This window comes from Roseibium sp. AWQ4_290 (genome assembly GCF_056160985.1).
The window spans coordinates 191,886-212,614 of sequence record NZ_JBSWYG010000006.1; the positions used below are offsets into that span (position 1 = coordinate 191,886).

The following is a 20,729-nucleotide window of genomic DNA, read 5'->3' on the forward strand; positions in this document are numbered from 1 at the left end:
GAAGTATAAGCTGGATTTATGCGTGTTGCACGGCCCCTTCGATTGAAAATAGTGGAAAATTTCCTCCTGTGAACTGATGAGATCCAGCATGTTAATGATGTTCTGTTGAGTGTGCTAAATCGATATCTTAAGAATTACAGGAAGCTCATCTGTAATCATGAGTTAGAAATTGTTCTACCGTTAGGGTGATTTGATTTTTTTCAGGAAGATCCGGGGTTTTTTGATTAAAAATGTATGAATTTCATTGACACAATTGGCGGTAATAGCCTAATGTCCCTCAGGTGGCGGTACTCCGCTGAACGTTTAACTATTTCAATTGAGTGAAAACAATGTTTGGAAAAGCTAAAGCTACAATGTTGGCGGCTGCGTTTGCAGTTTGCTCAGCGGGTGCTGTGAGCGCAGCTCCTGTTACCGTCGGTGCCGGCGGATTTGACAATGGATATGCGACGCAGATCACTTATGACGACGCAGCAGCCCGTGGTACGGCGGACGGCCGCGATAACGCGGCGAACGCCCTTGGGGCAACCGATGGAAGCTTCTTCGAAATCGGGTTCGGCAGCTATATCGAGCTTACTTTCGGCAAACTCTTCGACACGAGTGTCTCCGTCTTCGAGGTGACCTTCGATGACGTTGCTGGGTGGCCGGAGAGCGCTGACCTCTTTGTTGGCATCGGTGGCGTCTTCACCAAGGTGGCAGAGATCTCCAACCTTGATGCGGTTAGCGGGGTCGTCATCAGTCTTGGTGCGGGCCTGTTCGACACGATCAAGCTGGTCGATACAACCGATACATCCCTTCCAGTGTACGCTGGCAAGACCTTTGGTGGTTTCGACGTGGACTCCGTTCGCGTAACCCCGGTTCCGCTTCCGGCGGGCGCTCTGCTTCTGGTCACCGCGATCGGTGGTCTGGCTATGGTTCGCCGCAAGCAGGCTTAATCAAGCCTCCTTTCGGTATGATGATGATATCCCGCCCGCAGGCTGCCCTGCGGGCGGGATATTTTTTTGGACCTCCGGACAGGCTGGCAGGTGTTGAGATCCTGAACCGGCGGCCGGATCAAAAGGCCCCGGGCACGTTTTCAAAGAATAGGCGTGTGCACTGCCCTCATTCTTTTCTCTTTCAGGCAAGTATTGGGTTTTGAAGGGAGGGAAGAGTGGAAAACCGCTTTTGCGGGAAAAGCGGGGCTGGTCGTTTGGCTTGTTTTGTCTTGCTGGATCCGGCGGAGAAAGACGCCAAATGTGCTGCAAAGCCGGGAGCTCGAGGTTTTATCGTTTGCGTGTACCGCTAGGACATGAAAATGTGCCCGGGACATATTGACCTCGCCGCCCGAACCATTGACGAGGCGATGGGATAGATTTGAGCGTGAACAAACGTTGCAATATTTAAGAGTTTCACCTTGGCAGATAGATTTCAGATCGTAAATTTTCACGGAATCGGAACGCCAAAGCGCCCGCTGGAGCCGGGTGAAGATCGCTATTGGATCAGCACTGACCAATATGCAGGGTTTCTGGACCAGATTGCAGCGGCTGGCGAACGGGTTCTGATTACTTTTGACGACGGCAACCTCTCCGACCTGGAAATCGGCGCCAAGGGCCTTGAGGCATGCGGCCTGACCGCCACGTTTTTTCCTCTGGCCGGGCGGCTTGAGGACACAGGTTCGCTTGGGCCGGACGATCTTTTGGAACTCTTGCATCTCGGTCACAAAGTCGGCTCTCATGGCCATGATCATGTGAGCTGGAGACAGATGGATGATGCAACAGCGCAGCGGGAGCTTGCCGAGGCCAAATCGCTGCTGGAGAGCCATATCGGGCGCAAGATCAGCGAAGCGGCAATCCCCTTCGGTCAGTACGGAAGATCCACTTTGCAGCGTCTAAAGGCAGCCGGGTTTAGCAGGGCCTATTCCAGTGACGGTGGCAGCTTCACGGGCATGCCTTTCCCCATTCCGCGCTGGTCTGTGCGTGCGGACACCTCGCAACAGGATCTTGCCGGCTTCCTTGCGGGAGACGAGCCGTTCGTCAGAACAGTCCGCCGGGCCCTGGCGAAAACCAAGAAACAGCTTTTTTAAAGATGGTATCCGGTTCAGACATGAGAACGGTTCTTATCGGCTTTGCGGACGCGCTGGCTGCGCCGGAGGTGTTTTTCAGCCTGCATCACAAGGGGATGAATGTCCGCGTTTTCCAGCGCAAGGGCGCCTTGGCACCGGTCGCCCGATTTCTGCCAGTTGGCGAGCCTCTCCTTGTCACCGCTCCGGAAGACGATTCCGGGAAAGCTGTAGCGGATCTTGCAGAGCATCTGCGCGCGCATCCGGAGATTGATGTGGTGCTGGCACTGGATGATACCGGGCTTTGGCTTGCCAATGAGGCCCTTGCGGGCTTGGGAGAAGGGGAGGCCAGGCCGGCGCTCGCAAATGCAACCGGGCCGCAAAAGGAAATCGCCCTGGACAAGGCCCGGCAGATTGCTGCGGCTGAGGCCGCGGGTCTTTCCGTGCCGCCAACACTTGTGGCTGAGACACGGGAAGACATTTTCCAGGCGACGATTTTTCCGGCAATCGTCAAGCCCGCCCGGGCGATTTCCCTCGACGCCTCTGGCACGCTGAAAAAGGGGGACGCCTTTTATCTTTTTGAGGCCAAGGACCTGGAGACGCTTCCGCCGGAAGACGCCATGACCTTTCCGATGCTGGTGCAGCCCTTGATCCATGGCGCGGGAGAAGGGATATTCGGCTTTGCAGGCGAGGGGGGCATCAGCCATTTGTTCGCTCACCGCCGGGTGCGCATGATGAACCCGCACGGCTCTGGAGCAAGTGCCTGCCGCTCGGTCGCTCCGGCCCCTGATCTGGTAGAAAAGGTCAAGACATTCGTTTCTTCTATCGGATGGCGTGGCCCCTTCATGGTGGAACTTCTGACGGATGATGACGGAACCGGATGGTTTATCGAGCTGAACGGGCGTCTGTGGGGATCAACAGCTCTGTCGCGCCGCAGTGGTCTGGACTACCCGGGCTGGGCCGTCGAGCAGGCTCTGGACCCCGATTTTGTCCCGAAGGATGTGCCGGTAGTAGAAGGCCATCAGCAGGTCCGCCACCTGGGGCGGGAGCTGTTGCACCTCTTGTTTGTGATCAAGGGGCCCAAAAGCAGGTTTCATGCGCAGCGGTGGCCAAATCTCCTGCGGTCCCTGTTCGGGGTGTTTGCCCTCCATGCCTTGTCCCGGTTTTACAACTATGATCCCGCCTTTCCCGGGTTCTTCCTGCGTGAGGCCCTGGCTACGGTGAAAAAAACAATCAGGAAGCGCAAAGGATGAACCGGTCCCTGTCCGTGGTGCTGCATGCCCACTCCACCTGGTCTTATGATGGCCGCTGGACCTTGGCTCAGATCGCGAAGTTTTTCGGCCGGCGCGGTGTCGATGTGGTCATGATGAGCGAACATGACACAGGCTTTGCACCAGACCGGTTTGCCGAGTTCCGAACTGCGTGCGTGCAGGCGTCCACGGAAAGATGCACCTTGATCCCGGGTATTGAATATTCTTGTCCCGACAATGACATTCATATTCTGACCTGGGGGCTTGATCACTTTCTTGCCGAGCACCGCCCGGTTCTGGAAACCCTTGAAAAGGTTCAGAAAGCCGGAGGGGTGGCGGTATTTGCTCATCCGATTCGCCGGGAGGCGTATCGGAAATTTCAGGACGCCTTCGTGCCCTATCTCGCCGGGATCGAAGTCTGGAACCGGAAGTCCGACGGAATTGCGCCCGGGGCAGAGGCAAAGAAACTCATCACCCAAACGGGTTTGCATGCCACGGTCGGCGTCGACTTCCATCATTTGCGCCACTACTGGCCGTTAACGCACCGGGCCGAAGTCGCCGGAGAAGATCTGGAGCGCGAACTGGTTGCGGAAATCCGCGCAGGCCGTTTGCAGCCAATGATCGCTTCGCAGCCGGTCCTGACGAAGAACGGTGAGGTTTCAACACCCGTGTCCGACCGTTTGGAGGCCCTGCGCAAGGGATTGAAACGGGTTAAGCCGGGATCGGGGGACGGTCCGGGACAACGCAGCCGGACAGGCGCGGACAGCTGACCATGGCAAAGGTGATCGTGCACATCTCCGGCGATTATCCGGATGCGGTTCAGCCTCGCAAAACCAGAGCGGTGAGCAGCCTCGTGGAGGCTGTGCATGACACATTTGACCAGCATGTTTATTCTATAAACCGCACATCCCCTTCCGGCAGGGAGTTGTTGAGCGGACTGATGCGCAATCCGGTTAAGCCCGGTTTTAAGGTGCGTCTGACAGAGGCGGACAACGGTGTGACCGCGGTTGAATATGACGGCCTGCCAGCGGGCCTGTTCATGCAGGGAACCTTGTCACAATTGGCGGACCGGATTGCGGATGACCTTGTCCGGCGTGGGATCAGGCCCGACCTTCTTCACGGGCACAAGCTTACGCTGGAAGGGTTGATTGCTGAGCGGGTCAGCCTGCGTTTCAAGTGCCCATTCGCTTTGTCGCTGCAGGTGAATACCGACAGAAAAATCCTGAAATTCCGTCCGGATCTGACGCCAGCCTACCGAAGGATCTATCACGGCGCAGCCGTCGTGTTTCCGTTTTCGGTGATGGGGCAGCGTGTGTGTGATGCGGTGCTTGGGCCTCGGGACAAACCGACCTGTCTTTTACCTTGCAGTTCGTCCCAGGACCGGATTCTTGCCCCGAAAGTGACCGCCCCCGTGCTGTCTTCGGTGTTTCATCTGAAAGACCAGAAAAACAAGAATGTTGCCGCCCTGGTGACGGCCAGCAAGGCGTTGCAGGACCGGCACAGGGATTATGCCTTCCATCTTTACGGCGGCGGAAGTCTTCAGGACGAATCCCGGATCGATCAGTTGGCCGCACAGGCAGAGGCTACGTCTTTCGTGCGTAAGGGCCCGATCGCCCATGAAAACGTGCAGGACATGCTCAATGGCATGTGCGGCTTTGCCATGGTCTCAAAGCGGGAAACTTTCGGCATGGTGTTTCTTGAGGCGATTCTGGCAGGGTGTCCGGTTGTCTATCCCAAAGACTGGGCCATTGATGGCTTCTTTGACGGTGCTTCCTTTGCCTTGGCAGCCCCCTCCGATGATGTGCCGGCCATTGAAGCAGCCATGGAAAAACTCATCACGGACCAGGAGCGCCTGAAAGGAGACCTGGCCGAGTGGCAGCAGACCGGCCAGCTTGCCAGGTTTCAGCGCAGCAATGTGATTGCAGCCTATGAGACTGCCGTTCGAAAGGTCCTGTCCGGGGAGCAAAGCACCTGATCCGAAGGGAGTCTGGGGCTTCGGCTCCACGCCGACAGCAATCCGGTTTCCTGCCTCAGGAAGCCCGCACCGGCCCGCTCATGTCCGTGACTTCGCGCGGGTGGAACACGGTCTGATAGGCGTCCAGAAGCGACTGTTTTTCAATGTCCCAATGGAACTCCCGCTGCGCTCTGTCGGAGGCATAGTGCGCCATTTTTTCCCGGCGTTCTGGATCGGCGAGCAAGTCCATCATGCCCCGGGCGAGACCTTCTGCGGTCCGGTCTTTCACCACATGCGCCGCGTCGCCCGCGTCGATCCTGGCCTGTTCGAGGTCGAATTGAACAAAGGGCAGGCCGAGCGCCATATATTCGAACACCTTGTTCATTGACAGCTTGTCGTTGCACACATTGGGCGGATCGGGAATCACACCGATATCGCAGGCGGACAGCTTTTCCAGAAGGGGAGGGCCTGACACATAGCCAGTGAACTCCACATGGTCTGTCAGCTGCAGCTCCACTGAGAGCGCGCGCAGACGGTCGTAATCGGGGCCATCCCCGATGATGATGCAGCCGATATCATCTCTGCCTTCCACATTGACGATATGGTCCATAGCCCTGACGAGGTATTCCACCCCGTCCTGTTCAGCCATGATGCCGACATATCCGGCCAGGAACTTGCGGCCCCGTTTGGCATTTTCATCTGGCGCGGTCCGTTTGAAGCGGGCAATGTCGGGAAAGCTTCTGACCACCCAGACATTCTCAGGTGCCATTTTGCCGGTCGTGACCGCCCGGCCCTTGAGGGTTTCGTTCGTGGCCAGGCTGACATCGGCAAGGCGGAAGGTGCAGCGTTCGAAGATGGTCAGGAGGCGGTGGAAGAAGCCCTTTTTGCCGAATTTGACCTCATAAAGTTCCGGGTTGATGTCATGCTGGTCGAACACGAATTTCTTGCCGAAGAGCAGTTTGTGAAAGAGCGCGACCAGAAAGATCAGATCCGGTGGATTGCAGGCATGGATCACATCGAAGCCATGGCGCCTCAGAACCCGGATGGACAGCCGCATCTCGTGGAAAAGGGCGGCGGAATATTCTGCCAGATAGCCGAGCGCACCGGTGGCTTCCAGCGGCAGGCTGTGACGGTAGATGTGAATGCCGTCCAGAGTTTCCTCAGAGAGAGTGTGCTTCTTCCCTTTTGGGCAGATGACAGAGACCTCATACCCGGCTTCACGCAGCGCGCTGGCCTCCTGCCAGACCCGGCGGTCAAAGGGAACCGGGAGGTTCTCGACGATGATCAGTACTTTTCCGGGCGCAGGGCGCGGCATGATCTCTGTTTCACCCAACAATCCAACTCCTCAATGTGCAAATCAAAAATCAAATTGTGTTTCCTATAGGGCGCTGGCGTCCGAAGCGTCAAATGCGGTGGCCCCAATTTCAAATCACATTCAATATTAAGCTTAATTCTTCAATTGTTTTATTAAAATTTGAAGCGACGATACGTCCTCACCAAGAATTTAAGTACAAATGAGGCCCGGATTTGGGTATGAAGAGGGCATGGAGCGTCTGATGATAATTGCGCTCTGGCTTTCTCTTTGCTGAATAACTTGTCTTTTGAAACGCTTTTGGACGGAATTTCCATGACGGCCGATGTTCGAAACGATACTCCCGGAATGCCGAAGGAATTTTTCTCCTTCTCCATGCGGGCGATCCCCTGGATCCTGGTGGCGTCGCTCGGAGCCGTCGCGTTTTTCTGGGACGGGCTGATTTCGCTGGGCGTGGCCTGGGCGCGGCCGGAATACAGCTACGGGCCGCTTGTGCCGCTGATTACCGGCTACATGACCCTGCTGGAAATTCACCGGCATCCGGTCAAACCGGATCACGGCAGCCGGATCGTCGGCCTTCTTGTGTTCGCACTGGCGCTGCTGGTTGGACTGATCGGCAATCTGGTCGAGATCCCGGACATCATCACCTATGGGTTTATTCTGTATATCGGTGCGCTGATTCTCCTGCTTGCCGGCACCCGGGAAGGGGTCCGGTTCTGGCCGGGCTGGCTGCATCTGATCTTCATGCTGCCATTGCCGCAATTCATTTATCTGAACGTTTCCACCTATCTTCAGGCGGTCTCTGCGGAGCTGGGCGTTGCAGTGATCCAGTTCGTGAACATCCCGGTTCTGCTGGATGGAACGGTTATCGATCTGGGCGAATACAAGCTTCTGGTTGCAGAAGCCTGCAGCGGGCTGCGCTATCTCTTTCCGCTGTTCAGTTTTGGCTGGCTGATGGCCATTCTCTATAACGGCCCGAACTGGCACCGGGTCGTGATCTTCCTGGCGACGATTCCCATCACGATCCTGATGAACAGCTTCAGGATCGGCATGATCGGCGTGCTGGTGAATCAGTACGGGATCGCGCAGGCGGAAGGCTTCCTGCATTTTTTCGAAGGCTGGGTGATTTTCATTTCCTGCACACTGCTGCTCTATGTGCTGGCCTGGTTCCTGTCACGTTTCTTCCTGTTTGGGCGGCCGCGTCCGGCTTATGTGATCGGTATGGATTTTGAGGGGCTGCTGGGGCCGTTGAAGAAACTTCCAGCCATGCGGGCCGGTCGGGCCTTCATTGCTGCGGCGGTGGTTAGTGTGGTGGCTGGTGCTTTGTGGCAGGTGATCCCGACACCGGTTCCGCCCGCGATCAACCGTATTCCTCTCGGGGTCTTTCCGCTTCAGGTCAGTGACTGGCAAGGGCGTTCGACGATCCTGGACCGCAACATCGAGCGGGTGCTCGGCGCCGATGAATATTTGCTGGCGGATTACACAAATGGCAAAGATAGCATCAATCTGCTGATGACATTCTACAAATCCCAGACCCAGGGGTCGGGGATCCATTCTCCGGAAATCTGTCTGCCCGGCGGCGGCTGGGAGGTCTCCAACTGGGAACAGAAGCCGGTGACGATCGAGACCGGTGCAGGCCCGAAGACCATCACCGTGAACCGGGCGGTCATCCAGCAGGGTCTGAACCGGCAGCTGGTTTATTTCTGGTTTGAACAGCGTGGCCGCCAGATCACCAACGACTTTGAGGCAAAATTCGTGTCCATGTGGGACACGTTCACCGAAGGCAGATCCGACGGCGGCCTCGTGCGGGTGGTCACTCCCATTGGCCAGACAGAGGATGTGGCCCGGGCGGATGACAGGCTTCAAGGGTTCCTTGAAGAGATCGTGCCGCAACTGCCGAGCTATTTTCCAGACATGGGTGCAGATGCTTAAGGCCTGTTCATGCATAGGCCGTCTCGCTTCTGCTCTTTGCCATGAGGGTCACTGATGCAGACCGGTCAGCTGCCGCGTCGTGGCTGCTTCTGATTTGACGCTTTACGTCAAATCGGGATAGGTCTGCCTCTCGAGCCTTTTTCCAGACCCTTACGGTGTATCTGAGGTGTCCAGCAGCGCCTCGGGAGCTGACCGTTTTACGGACATTTGATCATGACATCTGACAGTGCGAAAAGCCGCCAACTTCTGAAGTTGATTGACGGCAAGGCTGCCCGTGTCGGGGTGATCGGGCTGGGATATGTCGGTCTGCCCCTGGCTGTGACAGCCGCCTTGCGCGGCTTTCAGGTTACAGGGTTCGATATTGATGCCAGCAAGGTGACCCGGCTTGAGGCACGCCGCAGCTATATTGGCGCCGTGACGGATGCTATGCTCGAGGAGGTCACACAAGCCGGACGGGTAAGTTGGACTGCGGATTTTGCAGGACTGGCGGCCATGGATGTGATTGTCATCTGTGTGCCGACCCCGTTGACCCGACACCGGGAGCCGGACCTCTCTTTTGTCGAAAAGACCGCCCGTGAGATCGCCCGGCATTTGCGGGAGAAAGTTCTGGTGGTTCTGGAATCGACCACCTTTCCCGGAACGACCGACGAGGTGCTGACGCCGATCCTGACAGCCAGCGGGCGGCAGGTGGACCAGGACTTCTGGGTGGCGTTTAGTCCCGAGCGGGAGGATCCGGGCAACGCGACCTATCGCACCCAGTCCATCCCCAAGATTGTTGGGGCGGATACTGAAAGTGCCCGGGTCCTGGCGGCCGCCTTCTATGGGCAGATTGTTGACCAGGTGGTGCCCGTCGCCTCAACGCGAACGGCTGAAGCGGTCAAAATTACGGAGAATATCTTCCGTTCTGTGAACATCGCGCTCGTGAATGAGCTCAAGGTGATCTATGACGCCATGGGAATTGATGTCTGGGACGTGATCGACGGCGCAGCCACGAAGCCGTTCGGCTTCATGCCCTTCTACCCGGGGCCAGGTCTCGGCGGACATTGTATTCCGATCGATCCTTTTTACCTCACCTGGAAAGCTCGCGAATTTGGACATTCAACCCGTTTCATCGAGCTGGCCGGGGAAATCAATGTCACCATGCCACACTACGTCATAGGCAAATTGCGTGAGGTTCTGGACCGGCAGTGCGGCAAGGGCCTGTCAAGGTCCCGCATTCTGCTGGTGGGGATCAGTTACAAGAAAAATGTGCCTGACATGCGGGAGAGCCCGTCCGTCGTACTGATGGATATGATGCTGAAAAGCGGGGCCCGGGTGGACTTTCTAGACCCCCATATCGGTGCCATCCCTCCCATGCGGGAATTTGCACATCTGAAGGACCGCGAGGCGGTTAGCCTTGAGAGCCTCAAAGCGCAAGACTATGATGCGGTTTTGATTTCAACGGATCACGATGCGCTGGATTATGAGAGGCTGCTGGGCCTTGGATTGCCGGTGATTGACACCAGAAACGCGATTGCGTCGCGAGGCCTGCCAACGGAGCTGGTGACCAAGGCCTGAAGCAATCTCGATTGATAGAACCCGATTTGATGGTTCTTTCCAAAGGCAGGCAAGGGGCGTTGTGACGGACGGTCTGATATCATTCAAACAGCGCAGCGCCGTCTGGCATGTTGGAACACGCCAGCATAGGCCGGTTTTCGAGATCAGATGGGTTTCTATTCATTGAGAGTGGTGTCCGGCCGTGGCCGAGTGGAAAGAGCCCGTCAAAAAGGCGGCATGCTTTAACGCATCCCGCCCCCGGCTATTTGTCTATTGCTGTGGCAGTGCCATGTCGGGCTGAACAGCGAACACGCCAAAACGCCGCTTGTCATCAAGAACGCGCTTGACGATGTCCGGTGTGATTTCATCAGCTTCCGTTGCGAACCCGTAGAGAAGGGCAGTGTCGCACAAGGTGTTGATCAGACGGGGGGTGCCCTGGGTTGCATAATAGATCAGGTCACAGGCCCCGGGCGTGAACAGGGACCTTGTTGCACCGGCGACCTTGAGCCGGTGGGCGATATAGCCCGCGACTTCCTGCTGTTCAAGAAAGGACAGGTGAAAGTCGGAGGTCACCCGCTGCACGAACTGGCGGAGATTGGGGGCTGCGAGCAGGGTTTTCAGCTCCGGCTGGCCGCTTAACACGATCTGCAGCAGCTCCCGGTCATGGGTGTTGATGTTGGACAGCATCCGCAGCTCTTCCAGCGTCTCAGAGCCGAGATTCTGGGCTTCGTCCACGATCAGGACGGTCCGACGTCCCGCATCATATTGCGAAATAAGGAAGTCCTTGAACTGCTTGAACAGTTTGACATGGGAGTCCGTTTCAAAGTCCTGATCAAAGGCCATCAGGACCCATTGCAGCAATTCGCCGCTTCCGCCTGTGTTGGACAGCAGCCCCACACAGATATCTCCCGGGAGCTTGCCGAGCAAATGCTGGATCAAGGTTGTCTTGCCAGCACCGACCTCACCGGTAATCACCGTGAAGCCCGCATGATTGACGATACCGTATTCAAGCATGGCGAAGGCCATGCTGTGCGGGCCGGCCCAATATATGAACCGGGGATCAGGTACTAGTGCAAACGGCTTCGTCAAGAGACCGTAATACGGCTCATACATCAGCGACCCCGAAGAGCGAGAGTTTCCAATTTTCGAATCTTGTTGCATCGGCTTTCACCGGCAAAACCACACCAATTCGAATTCTCTATTTTGACTGTAATTTTACCGTTTCATCTAGTGTTTCAAATCGCAAGTTTACGCTCTACTATCAAGGAAATACTCTTAAAAGGGTAAATCCTGAGATATGTCTCTTACCGGACATTTCAAGACGCTAAGACATCCAGGGCAGGAAGGTGCCCAAGGCTTCAATCGAAACTTGCGCCTCTCGTTTTAGGCTGAAAGGCAGCTGCAGAGAAGCAAATAAATCACTATCCGTGCGACAAAAATTTACGCGTGTATTCAACATCGAACATGGAAAATCCGCGAAAAAATCGCGGATCTTTTTAAGGTTGTTCAGACACCCGCACAGGGTCAGGCTTTTTTGCGCCGGTTCACGACATAAAGCCCGGCGAGACCGCAGGTCAGCAGCAATCCGGCAGCTGGAAGCGGGACCGGGGTCACGCTGACAAGGTTCTGGCTGTACTTTTTCTTCCACTTTTTCTTGCCCCAGCCGGACTTGTATCCGAGGGACTCATAGTAGGTGAAATTGTAGGCTTGGGTGATGGCGCCGCCCAGATTGCCGAGGAAGGCGTTCGCCAGATCGCTGGCCGCACTGGACGCACGCGCGTAAAAATTGCCATCGGTCACATCAAATGTGCCGGACTTTTCGTAGATGACTTCCCAAAGCGCCAGTTGGAAGCCCGCGGACTGAGCGTCGTTGCTAAGGTCCAGCGTCGAATAACTGGTCTCGAAAAGGTTCTCGACATTCGCCTTTTGGACATCCGTCAGGCCGTAGCTGTTGGAAAACGGATCATCGGTCGTCTTGTAAGGGCTCGGGAGGGACAGGTTATGGGTAATATCCAGGCACCAGGCAATCAAGTCATTGACACCGTCGGAGAGCCGGAAGCCACCTGCATCCACACGTGCGCTTTCAAATGGATACGATTTGTTGCGGATCTTGACGGATTGACTGCCGCCTCCGTCGAAAACGTCCCATTTGTTCTGTTTCGACAATGTTACCGGCGAGGCAACTGCAAACCCAGCGCTCATGGCAAGCAATGCCGCGCCGGTGATCAAACTGGTGAATTTCATACTCGAGTTCTACCTTTTTAGAATGTTCACACTTAATTAAAATTTAGAAAAGTCCTAGCATTTGTGACGGTAAGTTACAAGCATATTCCTTGGTTTCTGCAGGGGCTGCCTTATGGTTTCTCTGCAGGTGGTAAATGCAAAAGAGGTAGGGAAGGCGGAGTTCTCAGGGACTGGGCCCTCGAGAAATGTGGTTGCGTCAATAGTGCAAAAGAAAAGAACCGGTAAACACTGGAGGCAGCGCTTGTTGGGCAGGTTCTTTGGAAAAAAATCCTGAAATGATTACAAAGAGTTCTCGAAAAACGAGTGGAGCGTGTGCGGCGCAGCCTGAACGCGTTCGGGCCGTGTCGGTAAAGCCGCCATGTCTGGCGGCTTACTGCCTGGCTGATGTAGAACAGCCATGTCACTGCAGAAACGCTTGTGGCCACTGCGGCGCGCGTCAGGGCGTTAACGCTCTCTTTCATCTTCAAAGCAGAGGCCGCACAGAAGCACCGCTTGAGCGCTGGGTCCCTAGTAGTAATATGCCTCGGATTTCACATCGTCGCACTTGTTGAGAACAATTCCGAGCAATTTGTCGAGTTCGCTGATCTGCAGTTCACATTCGTCGACTTCCGTTGTTGTGGTTGTGCCGGAAGCAACCACAAGCAAGGACGTGTCGATGCGCGGCAGAAATCCGAGCGCATCGTCGCTGTTGCGCATGGGGGGCAGGTCGAACAGGACAATGTCTGGAGACATGGCTTCGATGAACTCGAACAGCTCCAGCATTTTCGGCGCTTGAAGCAGTTCGGACGAAGCGGGGGTATGACCGCTGTTCAGGCCGAGAATGAGGTTCGGATCGGCCTGGACAAAACAGTCTTTTGCCTCCGCTTTGCCAAGCAGGAACTGGGCAACGGACCGGTCCGGTTCGATCTTCAGGGTCGGCGCGATTGAGGGACGCTTCAGGTCCAGATCCACAGCAATCGTCTTCAATCCCGGGTTCCGTGCAAGGCTGAAGGCAAGATTGAGGGTTACCATTGTCTTGCCGCAGCCCGGGGTCGGAGAGGTGATGGCCAGCGATTTCCAGTCATTGTCAGCCATCGCCTTGCGCACCCGTGTGCGCAACAGGTTGAAGGCGATGTGGTTGGGATCGTCCATGGATTTCGAAACGATCCGCTTTTTCTCGAGATGTTTCGGATCAATCTCGACCTGGCGAAGCACAAGTCCTTTGTTGTCTTCCGGAGACGCCACTTCTTTCAAGGCTTGTTTCACGGGCTTTTGCACTGAGGAAATCGGCGTTACTGCCTCGGTGCTGTCGTCCGCAACGCCAGCCTTTTTCAGTGCACTCTTGATGTGTTCCAACTCATCTTCTCCGAAAATAAACGTCCGGGACCGTCATTAAGGCAGCAAGGAACTCGGCACAAAAGCCTGAATTTTTTGCAATAGCTGCTCGCCGAGAATATCCAATGGTGTGACGAACAGATGAACGGCTGCCAGTCCTGCGACAATAACAGATAATACTACGAGAATTGTTAAACTCCGCCGGGCAACCCGGCGCATTCTTTCCTGCCGTGTGGTGACGTAAGGAATAACGGCGATTGGACGCAGCTTGAGGCGGCGTTCCAGATCATTTGCTGTGCGGATGCTGTTGTCCAGAAACTCCAGGATGAACACCAGAGCGATGCCTATTGCCACAGCCCCGCCACCGCCAGCAGCAACAATCTGGATCCGGTTCGGCGCTGCCGGAGATTCCGGAATGGTGGCCTGTTCAAGAACCTCAAAGCGCTCGGCCTGACGGTCCTGCTCCAGGCGCTCACCGATCTGGGCGTCTGTGAGCTTTGCTTTGGTTTGGCTGTATTCTTTGCGCAGGTTGTCGTAATCCCGCTCCATGGCCGACATTTCCACTTCGGTGGAGGGGGTCCTGGCAATGGATTGCTGCACCAGGCCTGCCTGTCTTTCAAGCTCAGTCTTTTGGGCCTTGAGCAGCTTCAGCCGGGTTGCAGGGTCAGTTGAAAACCCTTCCTGGGCCATTTGGGATTTCAGCGCGGCAATGCCGATTTCCGCCTGGGTGATCTGCCTGTCCAGATCTTCAAGAGTTTTTTGGGAGACAAACCCCTTTTTCACCAGTGGCGCAAGGCGCTCGCGCCGGTCGACAATGGCCTGGTAACTGAGTTCCTTGGACTGCAGGCTGAAGCCAAGTTGCTGGGCCTTTGCATCGCCCAGCCCGCCAGTGCCATCATCTGACTGCTCGGCGACGAGCAGCTGCTGATTGACAAGTTCCAGCTTGGTGTTGAGCGAAGACAGCTGCTCCCGGCGGAAATTGAGCGTTTCCGGCAAAGTTGCCTCATTGTCCCGCTTGAAGGCAGCAATTTTCTGTTCCATCGACAACAGCTCGTTGTCCAGATCCCGCAATTGTGCTTCGAAGAACTCACTGGTTTCAGCCGCACGGCTGATCCGCGATTCAAGGTTCTGCGACAAGATTGACGTGACCAGTTCGTTGGCAACGCGGGCCGACATGGTTGCGTTGGAATATCTGAACGATACGTCAAAGCCGACAACCTGGGTGTTGCGGCGGGAGCGGGAGACGCTGATCTGCTGGATCTTGATGTCCCTGCGCATGTTGGCGACAAGCGCGGTGGGCGACGGAGTGCCCTTTTCTGTGCGGTAAAGCGAGAACTTGTCGGCGATGCTCAGCAAATTGTCGCGGGCCATCAGCCTCTGCTCAATCACTTTCAGCCGCTCGCGCGGATCTGCTGTCACTGTTGCGGCAGCAAGTTCATTCGGAATGCGCTGGGATTCGATCAGGATTGTTGCTTTTGCCACATAGCTGCGCGGCAAAGAGTAAGCAACAACCACAGCAACCGCGGACACAAGGACGGCTGGCACCAGAAAAAAGGCGTAGCGTCGCTTCACGATTGACCAAATTGCACCGAGGTTAAAGCCTTGTTCCATCGATCCAAACCATTACGAAAGAGCTATTGGATGCCGCAGATGGGCACGATATTAATTTGCTTCTGTGACTTCATTCTTACTTTTCAGCTCGTCCAACTTCATATTGGCTTGCTGAATGTCCTTATCCGTCATGACGGTCTTAAGGTCCAGCGCCTTTTCAAGCGCTGTGATTGCCTGGGTTTTCTGGCCCAGTGCGGCAAGGGTCATCCCGTAGTGGAATTGGGCAAGCCCCATCTTGTCCAGTTCCTGTGAGGCTGTACGCAGCAGGGGGAGAGCCGAGGAATATTCGCCGCGCAGGTAATAGATCCACCCAAGTGTATCGAGATATTGGGGAACTTGCGAGGTCCGGAACCGCTGGGCAATTTCGAAGGCCCGCTCCAAAGACGCAGGGTCCCCCCGGCGTTCGGACAACAGGCTGGCCAGATCGTTTGCGACAATCGTGGATTCTGGGTCTTCCGCAAACATGGCCTCATATTCCTGAATGGCTTCATCGAACCGTTCTTGATGTTGAAGCACGGAGGTCAGCATCAACCGCAGAGCCGTGTCGGTGCCGTCTTTTTTTAGCCCGGCGCGAATGGCTTTTTCCGCTTGATCCGTCTGGTCCAGGGCCATGTGAAATTGGGCCAGCGAGGTGTCACCGACGACGCTGTCCTTGTCAGCCGCGGCGTCTTCGAACGCCCCTTGCGCCTCTTCGACAAGATTTTGCGACAGATAGACAGATCCCAGAAGAACCTGAGCAAGGGTGTTTTTCGGGTCGTTCTGCAACAGCGTTTTCAAGTGGGAGATGGCCGCGTCCTGACGCCCGGCCTGAACATAGGCCCGGATCAGGTCCGGCAGGAGCTCCTGATCGTCATCCGCCTCTGCTGTCGATTTTTCAAGAAGCTTGAGGCTTTCCGAATATTTTTGAAGACCGGAGAGGGCTGCGGCGGAGATCTTGTCAGCCACCTCACCATTCGCGGTGCCGGTCTTGTCAACATCCTTGATCTGTCTGAGGATGCTGGCAAGTTCCTGAGCGCCAGCCCAGTCCTTTTGAGCCAGTTTTTGCTGGGCAAGAAGGGCGATCACCTGGCCGTTTGTCGGGTTTTCAGACCGAACGGCTTCCAGAACCCGTTCCGCCTGATCCGCCTTGCCGTGGCGCAGCAGGAACTGGGCCATAGGCAGCCCGGTTTCCGGTGAGTTCCTATCCAGAGCCATGGCCTTGGCATATTGCTCTTCCGCCAGGACGGAGGAGCCGTCCCGCTCATAGGCGCTGGCAAGCATGGTGCGCAGGCGGGCGTCTTCCGGGGATTCGTTCAATGCCACCAGGATGTCATCGACGGCCTGGGCATTCTCGTTCCGGGAGATCCTGATGGAGGCGCGCAGACGCAGCGCTTCGACATTCTTGGCGTCGTCCTTGAGAACGTCTTCGATCAACACTTCTGCTTGCGCAACCTCATCAGTCTGACCGAGCATGGTGGCCAGAATGATGCGGGCGCGGTTCTTTATATCCCTGTCGCTTGTGCTGTCGACAATCGAACGCATCAGGGAAATGGCGTCATCCTTGTGGTCCGACTGAAACAGCAGACGGGTGAGGGCGGATTGCAGCGGAAAAGCGTCGAGATCCGCGTCTTCGCGCGTCTTGATCATGCGCTCCAGCTCGGATTGCGCGGCGTCCGGGCCGCGCTGCTGGTTTACAAAGGCGACAAGAGCGAGCTGGGCGTCGTTGTTGTCCGGGTTGTTCTCGGCAAATTGGCGGATGACCCCTTCGGCTTCCCGGGTCTGCCCCTTGCTCATGTACCATCGGGACCAGGCCTGCGGGAATTGCGGAGCGTCGGGGAAGAGGGTCACAAGCCTGCCGAACAGCTTTTCAATGCCGTCCTGATCATTCAGCGCTTCCAGAACAGACAGGTGCAGGACTTGAAGACCAATGTTCTTTTCTCCGCTTTTCGGCGCCTGAAGAATGTAGTCGAGGGCGCTTTGGGGGTCTTTGGCAGCCATGCGGGAAGACGCGAGAACGATCACCGCTTCCGTTGACTCCGGATCCTTCTCAAAGGCCTGCTTTCCCAGCTGCTCCGCCTTGTCCAGATCGCCGGATCGCAAGTCATAGGTGGCCCTGGCGATCAGGTAGTCCGGGGTTTCAGGGTCGATTTCAGCAGCCTGATCCAGAAGCGTTTTGGCCTGATCCAACTGGTTCCCTGTCATGAGCAGATAAGCAAGCTTGAGGCGTGCGGGCTGATGCTGAAGGTCCCGCTCCGTGACTGCCGTGAAGACCCGGAAAGCTGCCTGAACGTCGCCCTGCTTTTCCTGGATTTCACCGAAGGCATAAAGAGCATCAACATGGTCGGGCTTGAGTTTTACCGCGTTGCGGAATTCAAGGCTCGCCTTCACGAGATCGCCTTGTTCCACGAGTTCGAGGCCGCGTTCGTAATGGGCCTGGGCTCTTTCTTCAGAGGAGCTGCAACCAGCAAGGATCGAAATACCCAAAAACAATACTAAAGAGGCGACTGCCTGACTGAACCGAGGCGTCGAGTTCATAAAATCAGCTCCTGCGAAATTCCGTATCATAACTGCTGCGAAAATAGGGACTTGGCCGCAAAATTTCGAGTAAACAAAACGTAAAAATTTACTTAAGGTTAAATCACATGATGTGGACCATGGCAATGCTGCGGTGCACAAACACGGTTTGTGTCCGCAATTTTTCAAATCTTAGATGCTTTTTCTTTGTGCGCAACCTCTTTACCGGCAAAGACCGTCTGTTTGCGCTACCCTCGGAAAGGCAAAGCAAGGCAAGGCAGGGCAGGGAAGCACTGGCCCGCTGCTGCACACGCTGTCTGAGAGGGGTGCGCAGGGTCAGGAAGGACGCGTTTTTTGAACAATCACAAGTGCAGTCATCACGGACAGGGTGAGGGGCCAGAGCAGGGCCGCCGTGAAGGCGGTTGCCAGTGGTGCCGTCCGGTTCCTGCCGGTTTCCGCCAGCTCCATGGCGCTGAGCGTGAAAAACGCAAATGCCGGAGCGAAATAGAGAAAAAAGCCAAGGGCGATCAAAAAGAACATGTCAGAACCAAAATGCCGGTACAGGAAGCCGCAAAATCTAGGCATGTCTGTCAGGTTATAGTTAATAATTGTTTACCTGTGATTTGAGTAAATCATTGAAGTGCATTGGCGTCAATATACGACTAATCCGATAGTTAACTTAGCGGCATTAAAGGGTTGTCAGGCATTCTTTATCTGGGTGCATTCCGCTCCGCCGGAGATGTGAGGAACGCGGGGGTTGCTCTGGTGTTACCGCAGCTGCGCTGCCGTTTGGCGGCTTCTGCCCACCATAGGAGCTGCTGAAAGGCTCTGTCCAGATAACCGTCCCACCGTTCGGGATCCGCGTCTGAGCGACAGGCGCCCGTGTCTTCAAAGACGTCCTGTGCCATGGGAACGTGGATCATGGCGGAAACGGGCAGGCAGCCCAGCTCGGACAGAAAGCTGCGCATGGAAACGGCGGCACGGGTGCCGCCCCATTGGCCTGCTGAATAGGTCACGATCACGCTCGGCTTGAAGGAAAACAGCGAGCTGCCGAAGTGATTCAGCAAGTGGGCGAGGGCCGGGGACATGGAGTGATTGTATTCCGGGCTCACCATCACATATCCGTCTGCGTCCTGGATGCCGTCGGCCAGCTGGGTCAGTTGGGCAGGAGCCTGTCCGGCTGCATAGGAAAAATGCGGCTTGAAGGGAGAGGGCAGGTCTATGGACAGGGGATCCACAAGTTCTGCTTCGGCATTCAGGGTGTGCAGTCTCCTCGTGCAGGCTGCCGCGACCCGGGCGCCGAGCCGGGCGGGCCGGGGAGGCGTGCTGTCTCTGTCGGACCCCAAAAACACCAGAAACCGCATTCTCGCACTCCCTTGCCCTGAAACCTTGAGAATTGTTTGTACCGCCCTCCAGGTGGAAAGCAATGGCGCCTTAGGCGAGGGGGCCGGCGCACCGGGTGGCTGGGCTCTCAATTGATAATACCTTTGCAATGCCTTTGAGCCGTTTGCTCGGCTGAATTCAGCATATTCCTCAGGAAATCGCAGGCTATTCTGGTTAGCAGAACCTTGAGATTTGCGAATCGAAACTTTGCCGTCGACAAATGGTATTAGATAGGTATTATGTTTTGAGGCGAACGGGGACTGCGCCTGCAAGTCTGGAGACTCTACCGAAAAGTCAGGAGAACTGGCGGGTGTAGAGGGGGAGAAGGCGGTGCAGTGCCAAAGCGGGGCCAACCCGCCGGACGGCGTCAATCAATGAACGGTAATACCGGTTGAGACAGGGAACAGCGCTATGAAATTGAAGTTATTCTCCTTGGCAATGATCAGCACGGCACTGGTGACAGGCCATGCCTATGCCGAAGATGTCACCTTGACGATTGAAAGCTGGCGGAACGACGATCTGGCCTTGTGGCAGGACAAGATCATCCCGGCCTTCGAAGCCTCTCATCCGGGCATCAAATTGACCTTTTCACCGACAGCGCCGACCGAATATAACGCCGCGCTGAATTCCAAGCTGGAGGCAGGCTCTGCCGGAGACCTGATCACCTGCCGCCCGTTCGACGCCTCCCTGGCGCTGTTTGATGCTGGCCATCTCGCCAATCTCGACGATATGGAGGCGATGACCAATTTTTCCGATGTGGCCAAGGCAGCCTGGCAGACCGATGACGGGTCGGCCAGCTTCTGTGTGCCCATGGCTGCGGTGATCCATGGCTTCATCTACAACAAGGATGCGTTCAAGGAGCTCGGGGTCGAGGTTCCGCAGACCGAAGAGGAGTTCTTCGCGGTTCTTGAAAAGTTCAAAGAAGATGGCAGCTACATCCCCATGGCTATGGGCACCAACGACCAGTGGGAAGCGGCCACCATGGGCTACAACAATATCGGCCCGAACTACTGGAAAGGCGAAGAAGGGCGCCAGGCTCTGATCAAGGGGGAACAGAAACTCACGGACGAGGCTTGGGTTGCCCCCTATGCGACGCTGGCCAAATGGGCGCAGTATCTGGGCGACGGCTATGAAGCCCAGACCTATCCGGACAGCCAGAACCTCTTCACCCTTGGCCGTGCGGCCATCTATCCGGCAGGCAGCTGGGAGATTGCAGGCTTCAACGCCCAGGCCGATTTTGAAATGGGCGCGTTCAAACCGCCGGTCCGCAAGGCAGGGGACACCTGCTACATTTCCGACCACACCGATATCGGCATTGGCATGAACACGGCGACGGACCACCCCGAAGCTGCAAAAGCCTTCCTGGCCTGGGTGGCCTCTCCGGAATTTGCGTCGATCTTCGGCAATGCGCTGCCCGGCTTCTTCCCGCTGTCCAAGGCCCCGGTCGAACTGGACGATCCGCTGGCCAAGGAGTTTGCCAGCTGGCGCAGCGAGTGTGAAAGCACCATCCGTTCCACCTATCAGATCCTGTCCCGCGGAACCCCGAACCTTGAAAACGAGACCTGGGGCGCATCCGCTGCCGCCATCAAGGGCACGGAAACCCCCGAGGCGCTTGGCAAGAAGCTGCAGGACGGCCTTGCAAGCTGGTACAAGCCGCAACAGTAA

The 20,729-nt window shown here is 56.2% G+C and carries 16 protein-coding genes; 8 read left to right on the forward strand and 8 right to left on the reverse strand.

Features of this window, described 5'->3' with window-relative positions:
* Nucleotides 1-392 precede the first annotated feature (392 nt).
* The 5 genes from ACXAH0_RS08325 (at nucleotide 393) to ACXAH0_RS08345 (ending at nucleotide 5,260) form a co-directional block, all read left to right on the forward strand.
* Complete coding sequence (locus ACXAH0_RS08325) at nucleotides 393-932, forward strand: VPLPA-CTERM sorting domain-containing protein (protein WP_475178322.1); 540 nt, start codon at nucleotides 393-395, stop codon at nucleotides 930-932.
* A gap of 458 nt (nucleotides 933-1,390) precedes the next feature.
* Complete coding sequence (locus ACXAH0_RS08330; RefSeq protein ID WP_475190235.1) at nucleotides 1,391-2,059, forward strand: polysaccharide deacetylase family protein; 669 nt, start codon at nucleotides 1,391-1,393, stop codon at nucleotides 2,057-2,059.
* A 20-nt stretch (nucleotides 2,060-2,079) separates the two neighbouring features.
* On the forward strand, nucleotides 2,080-3,288 hold the full coding sequence (locus tag ACXAH0_RS08335) for a hypothetical protein (RefSeq protein ID WP_475190237.1): 1,209 nt from the start codon (nucleotides 2,080-2,082) through the stop codon (nucleotides 3,286-3,288).
* On the forward strand, nucleotides 3,285-4,055 hold the full coding sequence (locus ACXAH0_RS08340) for a PHP domain-containing protein (RefSeq protein WP_475178332.1): 771 nt from the start codon (nucleotides 3,285-3,287) through the stop codon (nucleotides 4,053-4,055). Before ACXAH0_RS08335 ends, ACXAH0_RS08340 begins: the two co-directional genes overlap by 4 nt.
* A 2-nt stretch (nucleotides 4,056-4,057) precedes the next feature.
* Nucleotides 4,058-5,260 (forward strand): glycosyltransferase, encoded by a 1,203-nt coding sequence (locus ACXAH0_RS08345; RefSeq protein ID WP_475178336.1) that lies wholly within the window; start codon nucleotides 4,058-4,060, stop codon nucleotides 5,258-5,260.
* Between the two features lie 55 nt (nucleotides 5,261-5,315).
* On the opposite strand, the gene ACXAH0_RS08350 is transcribed toward ACXAH0_RS08345, so the two are convergent.
* Entirely contained in the window at nucleotides 5,316-6,572 is a 1,257-nt protein-coding gene (locus ACXAH0_RS08350; RefSeq protein ID WP_475190240.1) for a glycosyltransferase family 4 protein, read from the reverse strand.
* Between the two features lie 294 nt (nucleotides 6,573-6,866).
* Between ACXAH0_RS08350 and xrtD the strand changes: the two genes are divergently transcribed.
* The gene (gene xrtD / locus ACXAH0_RS08355; RefSeq protein ID WP_475190243.1) at nucleotides 6,867-8,483 is read left to right on the forward strand and encodes a VPLPA-CTERM-specific exosortase XrtD; all 1,617 of its coding nucleotides are present in this window, start codon (nucleotides 6,867-6,869) and stop codon (nucleotides 8,481-8,483) included.
* Between the two features lie 213 nt (nucleotides 8,484-8,696).
* Complete coding sequence (locus ACXAH0_RS08360) at nucleotides 8,697-10,040, forward strand: nucleotide sugar dehydrogenase (RefSeq protein WP_475190245.1); 1,344 nt, start codon at nucleotides 8,697-8,699, stop codon at nucleotides 10,038-10,040.
* Between the two features lie 249 nt (nucleotides 10,041-10,289).
* On the opposite strand, the gene ACXAH0_RS08365 is transcribed toward ACXAH0_RS08360, so the two are convergent.
* From ACXAH0_RS08365 to ACXAH0_RS08395, 7 genes are all read right to left on the reverse strand, one after another.
* The gene (locus ACXAH0_RS08365; RefSeq protein ID WP_475178355.1) at nucleotides 10,290-11,045 is read right to left on the reverse strand and encodes an ExeA family protein; all 756 of its coding nucleotides are present in this window, start codon (nucleotides 11,043-11,045) and stop codon (nucleotides 10,290-10,292) included.
* Between the two features lie 498 nt (nucleotides 11,046-11,543).
* Nucleotides 11,544-12,263 carry a VPLPA-CTERM sorting domain-containing protein gene (locus ACXAH0_RS08370; RefSeq protein ID WP_475178359.1) on the reverse strand — a complete coding sequence of 240 codons (720 nt, stop codon included), beginning with the start codon at nucleotides 12,261-12,263 and terminating at the stop codon, nucleotides 11,544-11,546.
* A gap of 507 nt (nucleotides 12,264-12,770) precedes the next feature.
* The gene (locus tag ACXAH0_RS08375) at nucleotides 12,771-13,598 is read right to left on the reverse strand and encodes a CpsD/CapB family tyrosine-protein kinase (RefSeq protein ID WP_475190247.1); all 828 of its coding nucleotides are present in this window, start codon (nucleotides 13,596-13,598) and stop codon (nucleotides 12,771-12,773) included.
* Between the two features lie 36 nt (nucleotides 13,599-13,634).
* Entirely contained in the window at nucleotides 13,635-15,149 is a 1,515-nt protein-coding gene (locus tag ACXAH0_RS08380; RefSeq protein WP_475190249.1) for a GumC family protein, read from the reverse strand.
* Between the two features lie 90 nt (nucleotides 15,150-15,239).
* The gene (locus tag ACXAH0_RS08385; RefSeq protein ID WP_475190251.1) at nucleotides 15,240-17,702 is read right to left on the reverse strand and encodes a tetratricopeptide repeat protein; all 2,463 of its coding nucleotides are present in this window, start codon (nucleotides 17,700-17,702) and stop codon (nucleotides 15,240-15,242) included.
* A gap of 315 nt (nucleotides 17,703-18,017) precedes the next feature.
* Entirely contained in the window at nucleotides 18,018-18,221 is a 204-nt protein-coding gene (locus ACXAH0_RS08390) for a hypothetical protein (protein ID WP_475178379.1), read from the reverse strand.
* A gap of 170 nt (nucleotides 18,222-18,391) precedes the next feature.
* Nucleotides 18,392-19,045, reverse strand: a complete 654-nt coding sequence (locus ACXAH0_RS08395) for an NADPH-dependent FMN reductase (RefSeq protein WP_475178384.1) — start codon at nucleotides 19,043-19,045, stop codon at nucleotides 18,392-18,394.
* 430 nt (nucleotides 19,046-19,475) lie between these two features.
* On the opposite strand from ACXAH0_RS08395, the gene ACXAH0_RS08400 reads away from it, so the two are divergent.
* Nucleotides 19,476-20,729 (forward strand): ABC transporter substrate-binding protein, encoded by a 1,254-nt coding sequence (locus ACXAH0_RS08400; RefSeq protein WP_475178390.1) that lies wholly within the window; start codon nucleotides 19,476-19,478, stop codon nucleotides 20,727-20,729.

Excerpts from the sequence above, each read along its gene's own strand:
- ACXAH0_RS08360 (WP_475190245.1), top strand. The coding sequence starts at position 8,697 with ATGACATCTGACAGTGCGAAAAGCCGCCAACTTCTGAAGTTGATTGAC.
- ACXAH0_RS08370 (WP_475178359.1), bottom strand. The coding sequence starts at position 12,263 with ATGAAATTCACCAGTTTGATCACCGGCGCGGCATTGCTTGCCATGAGC.
- ACXAH0_RS08385 (WP_475190251.1), bottom strand. The coding sequence starts at position 17,702 with ATGAACTCGACGCCTCGGTTCAGTCAGGCAGTCGCCTCTTTAGTATTG.
- ACXAH0_RS08395 (WP_475178384.1), bottom strand. The coding sequence starts at position 19,045 with ATGCGGTTTCTGGTGTTTTTGGGGTCCGACAGAGACAGCACGCCTCCC.
- ACXAH0_RS08345 (WP_475178336.1), top strand. The coding sequence starts at position 4,058 with ATGGCAAAGGTGATCGTGCACATCTCCGGCGATTATCCGGATGCGGTT.
- ACXAH0_RS08340 (WP_475178332.1), top strand. The coding sequence starts at position 3,285 with ATGAACCGGTCCCTGTCCGTGGTGCTGCATGCCCACTCCACCTGGTCT.
- ACXAH0_RS08400 (WP_475178390.1), top strand. The coding sequence starts at position 19,476 with ATGAAATTGAAGTTATTCTCCTTGGCAATGATCAGCACGGCACTGGTG.
- ACXAH0_RS08390 (WP_475178379.1), bottom strand. The coding sequence starts at position 18,221 with ATGTTCTTTTTGATCGCCCTTGGCTTTTTTCTCTATTTCGCTCCGGCA.
- ACXAH0_RS08365 (WP_475178355.1), bottom strand. The coding sequence starts at position 11,045 with ATGGCCTTCGCCATGCTTGAATACGGTATCGTCAATCATGCGGGCTTC.
- ACXAH0_RS08335 (WP_475190237.1), top strand. The coding sequence starts at position 2,080 with ATGAGAACGGTTCTTATCGGCTTTGCGGACGCGCTGGCTGCGCCGGAG.
- xrtD (WP_475190243.1), top strand. The coding sequence starts at position 6,867 with ATGACGGCCGATGTTCGAAACGATACTCCCGGAATGCCGAAGGAATTT.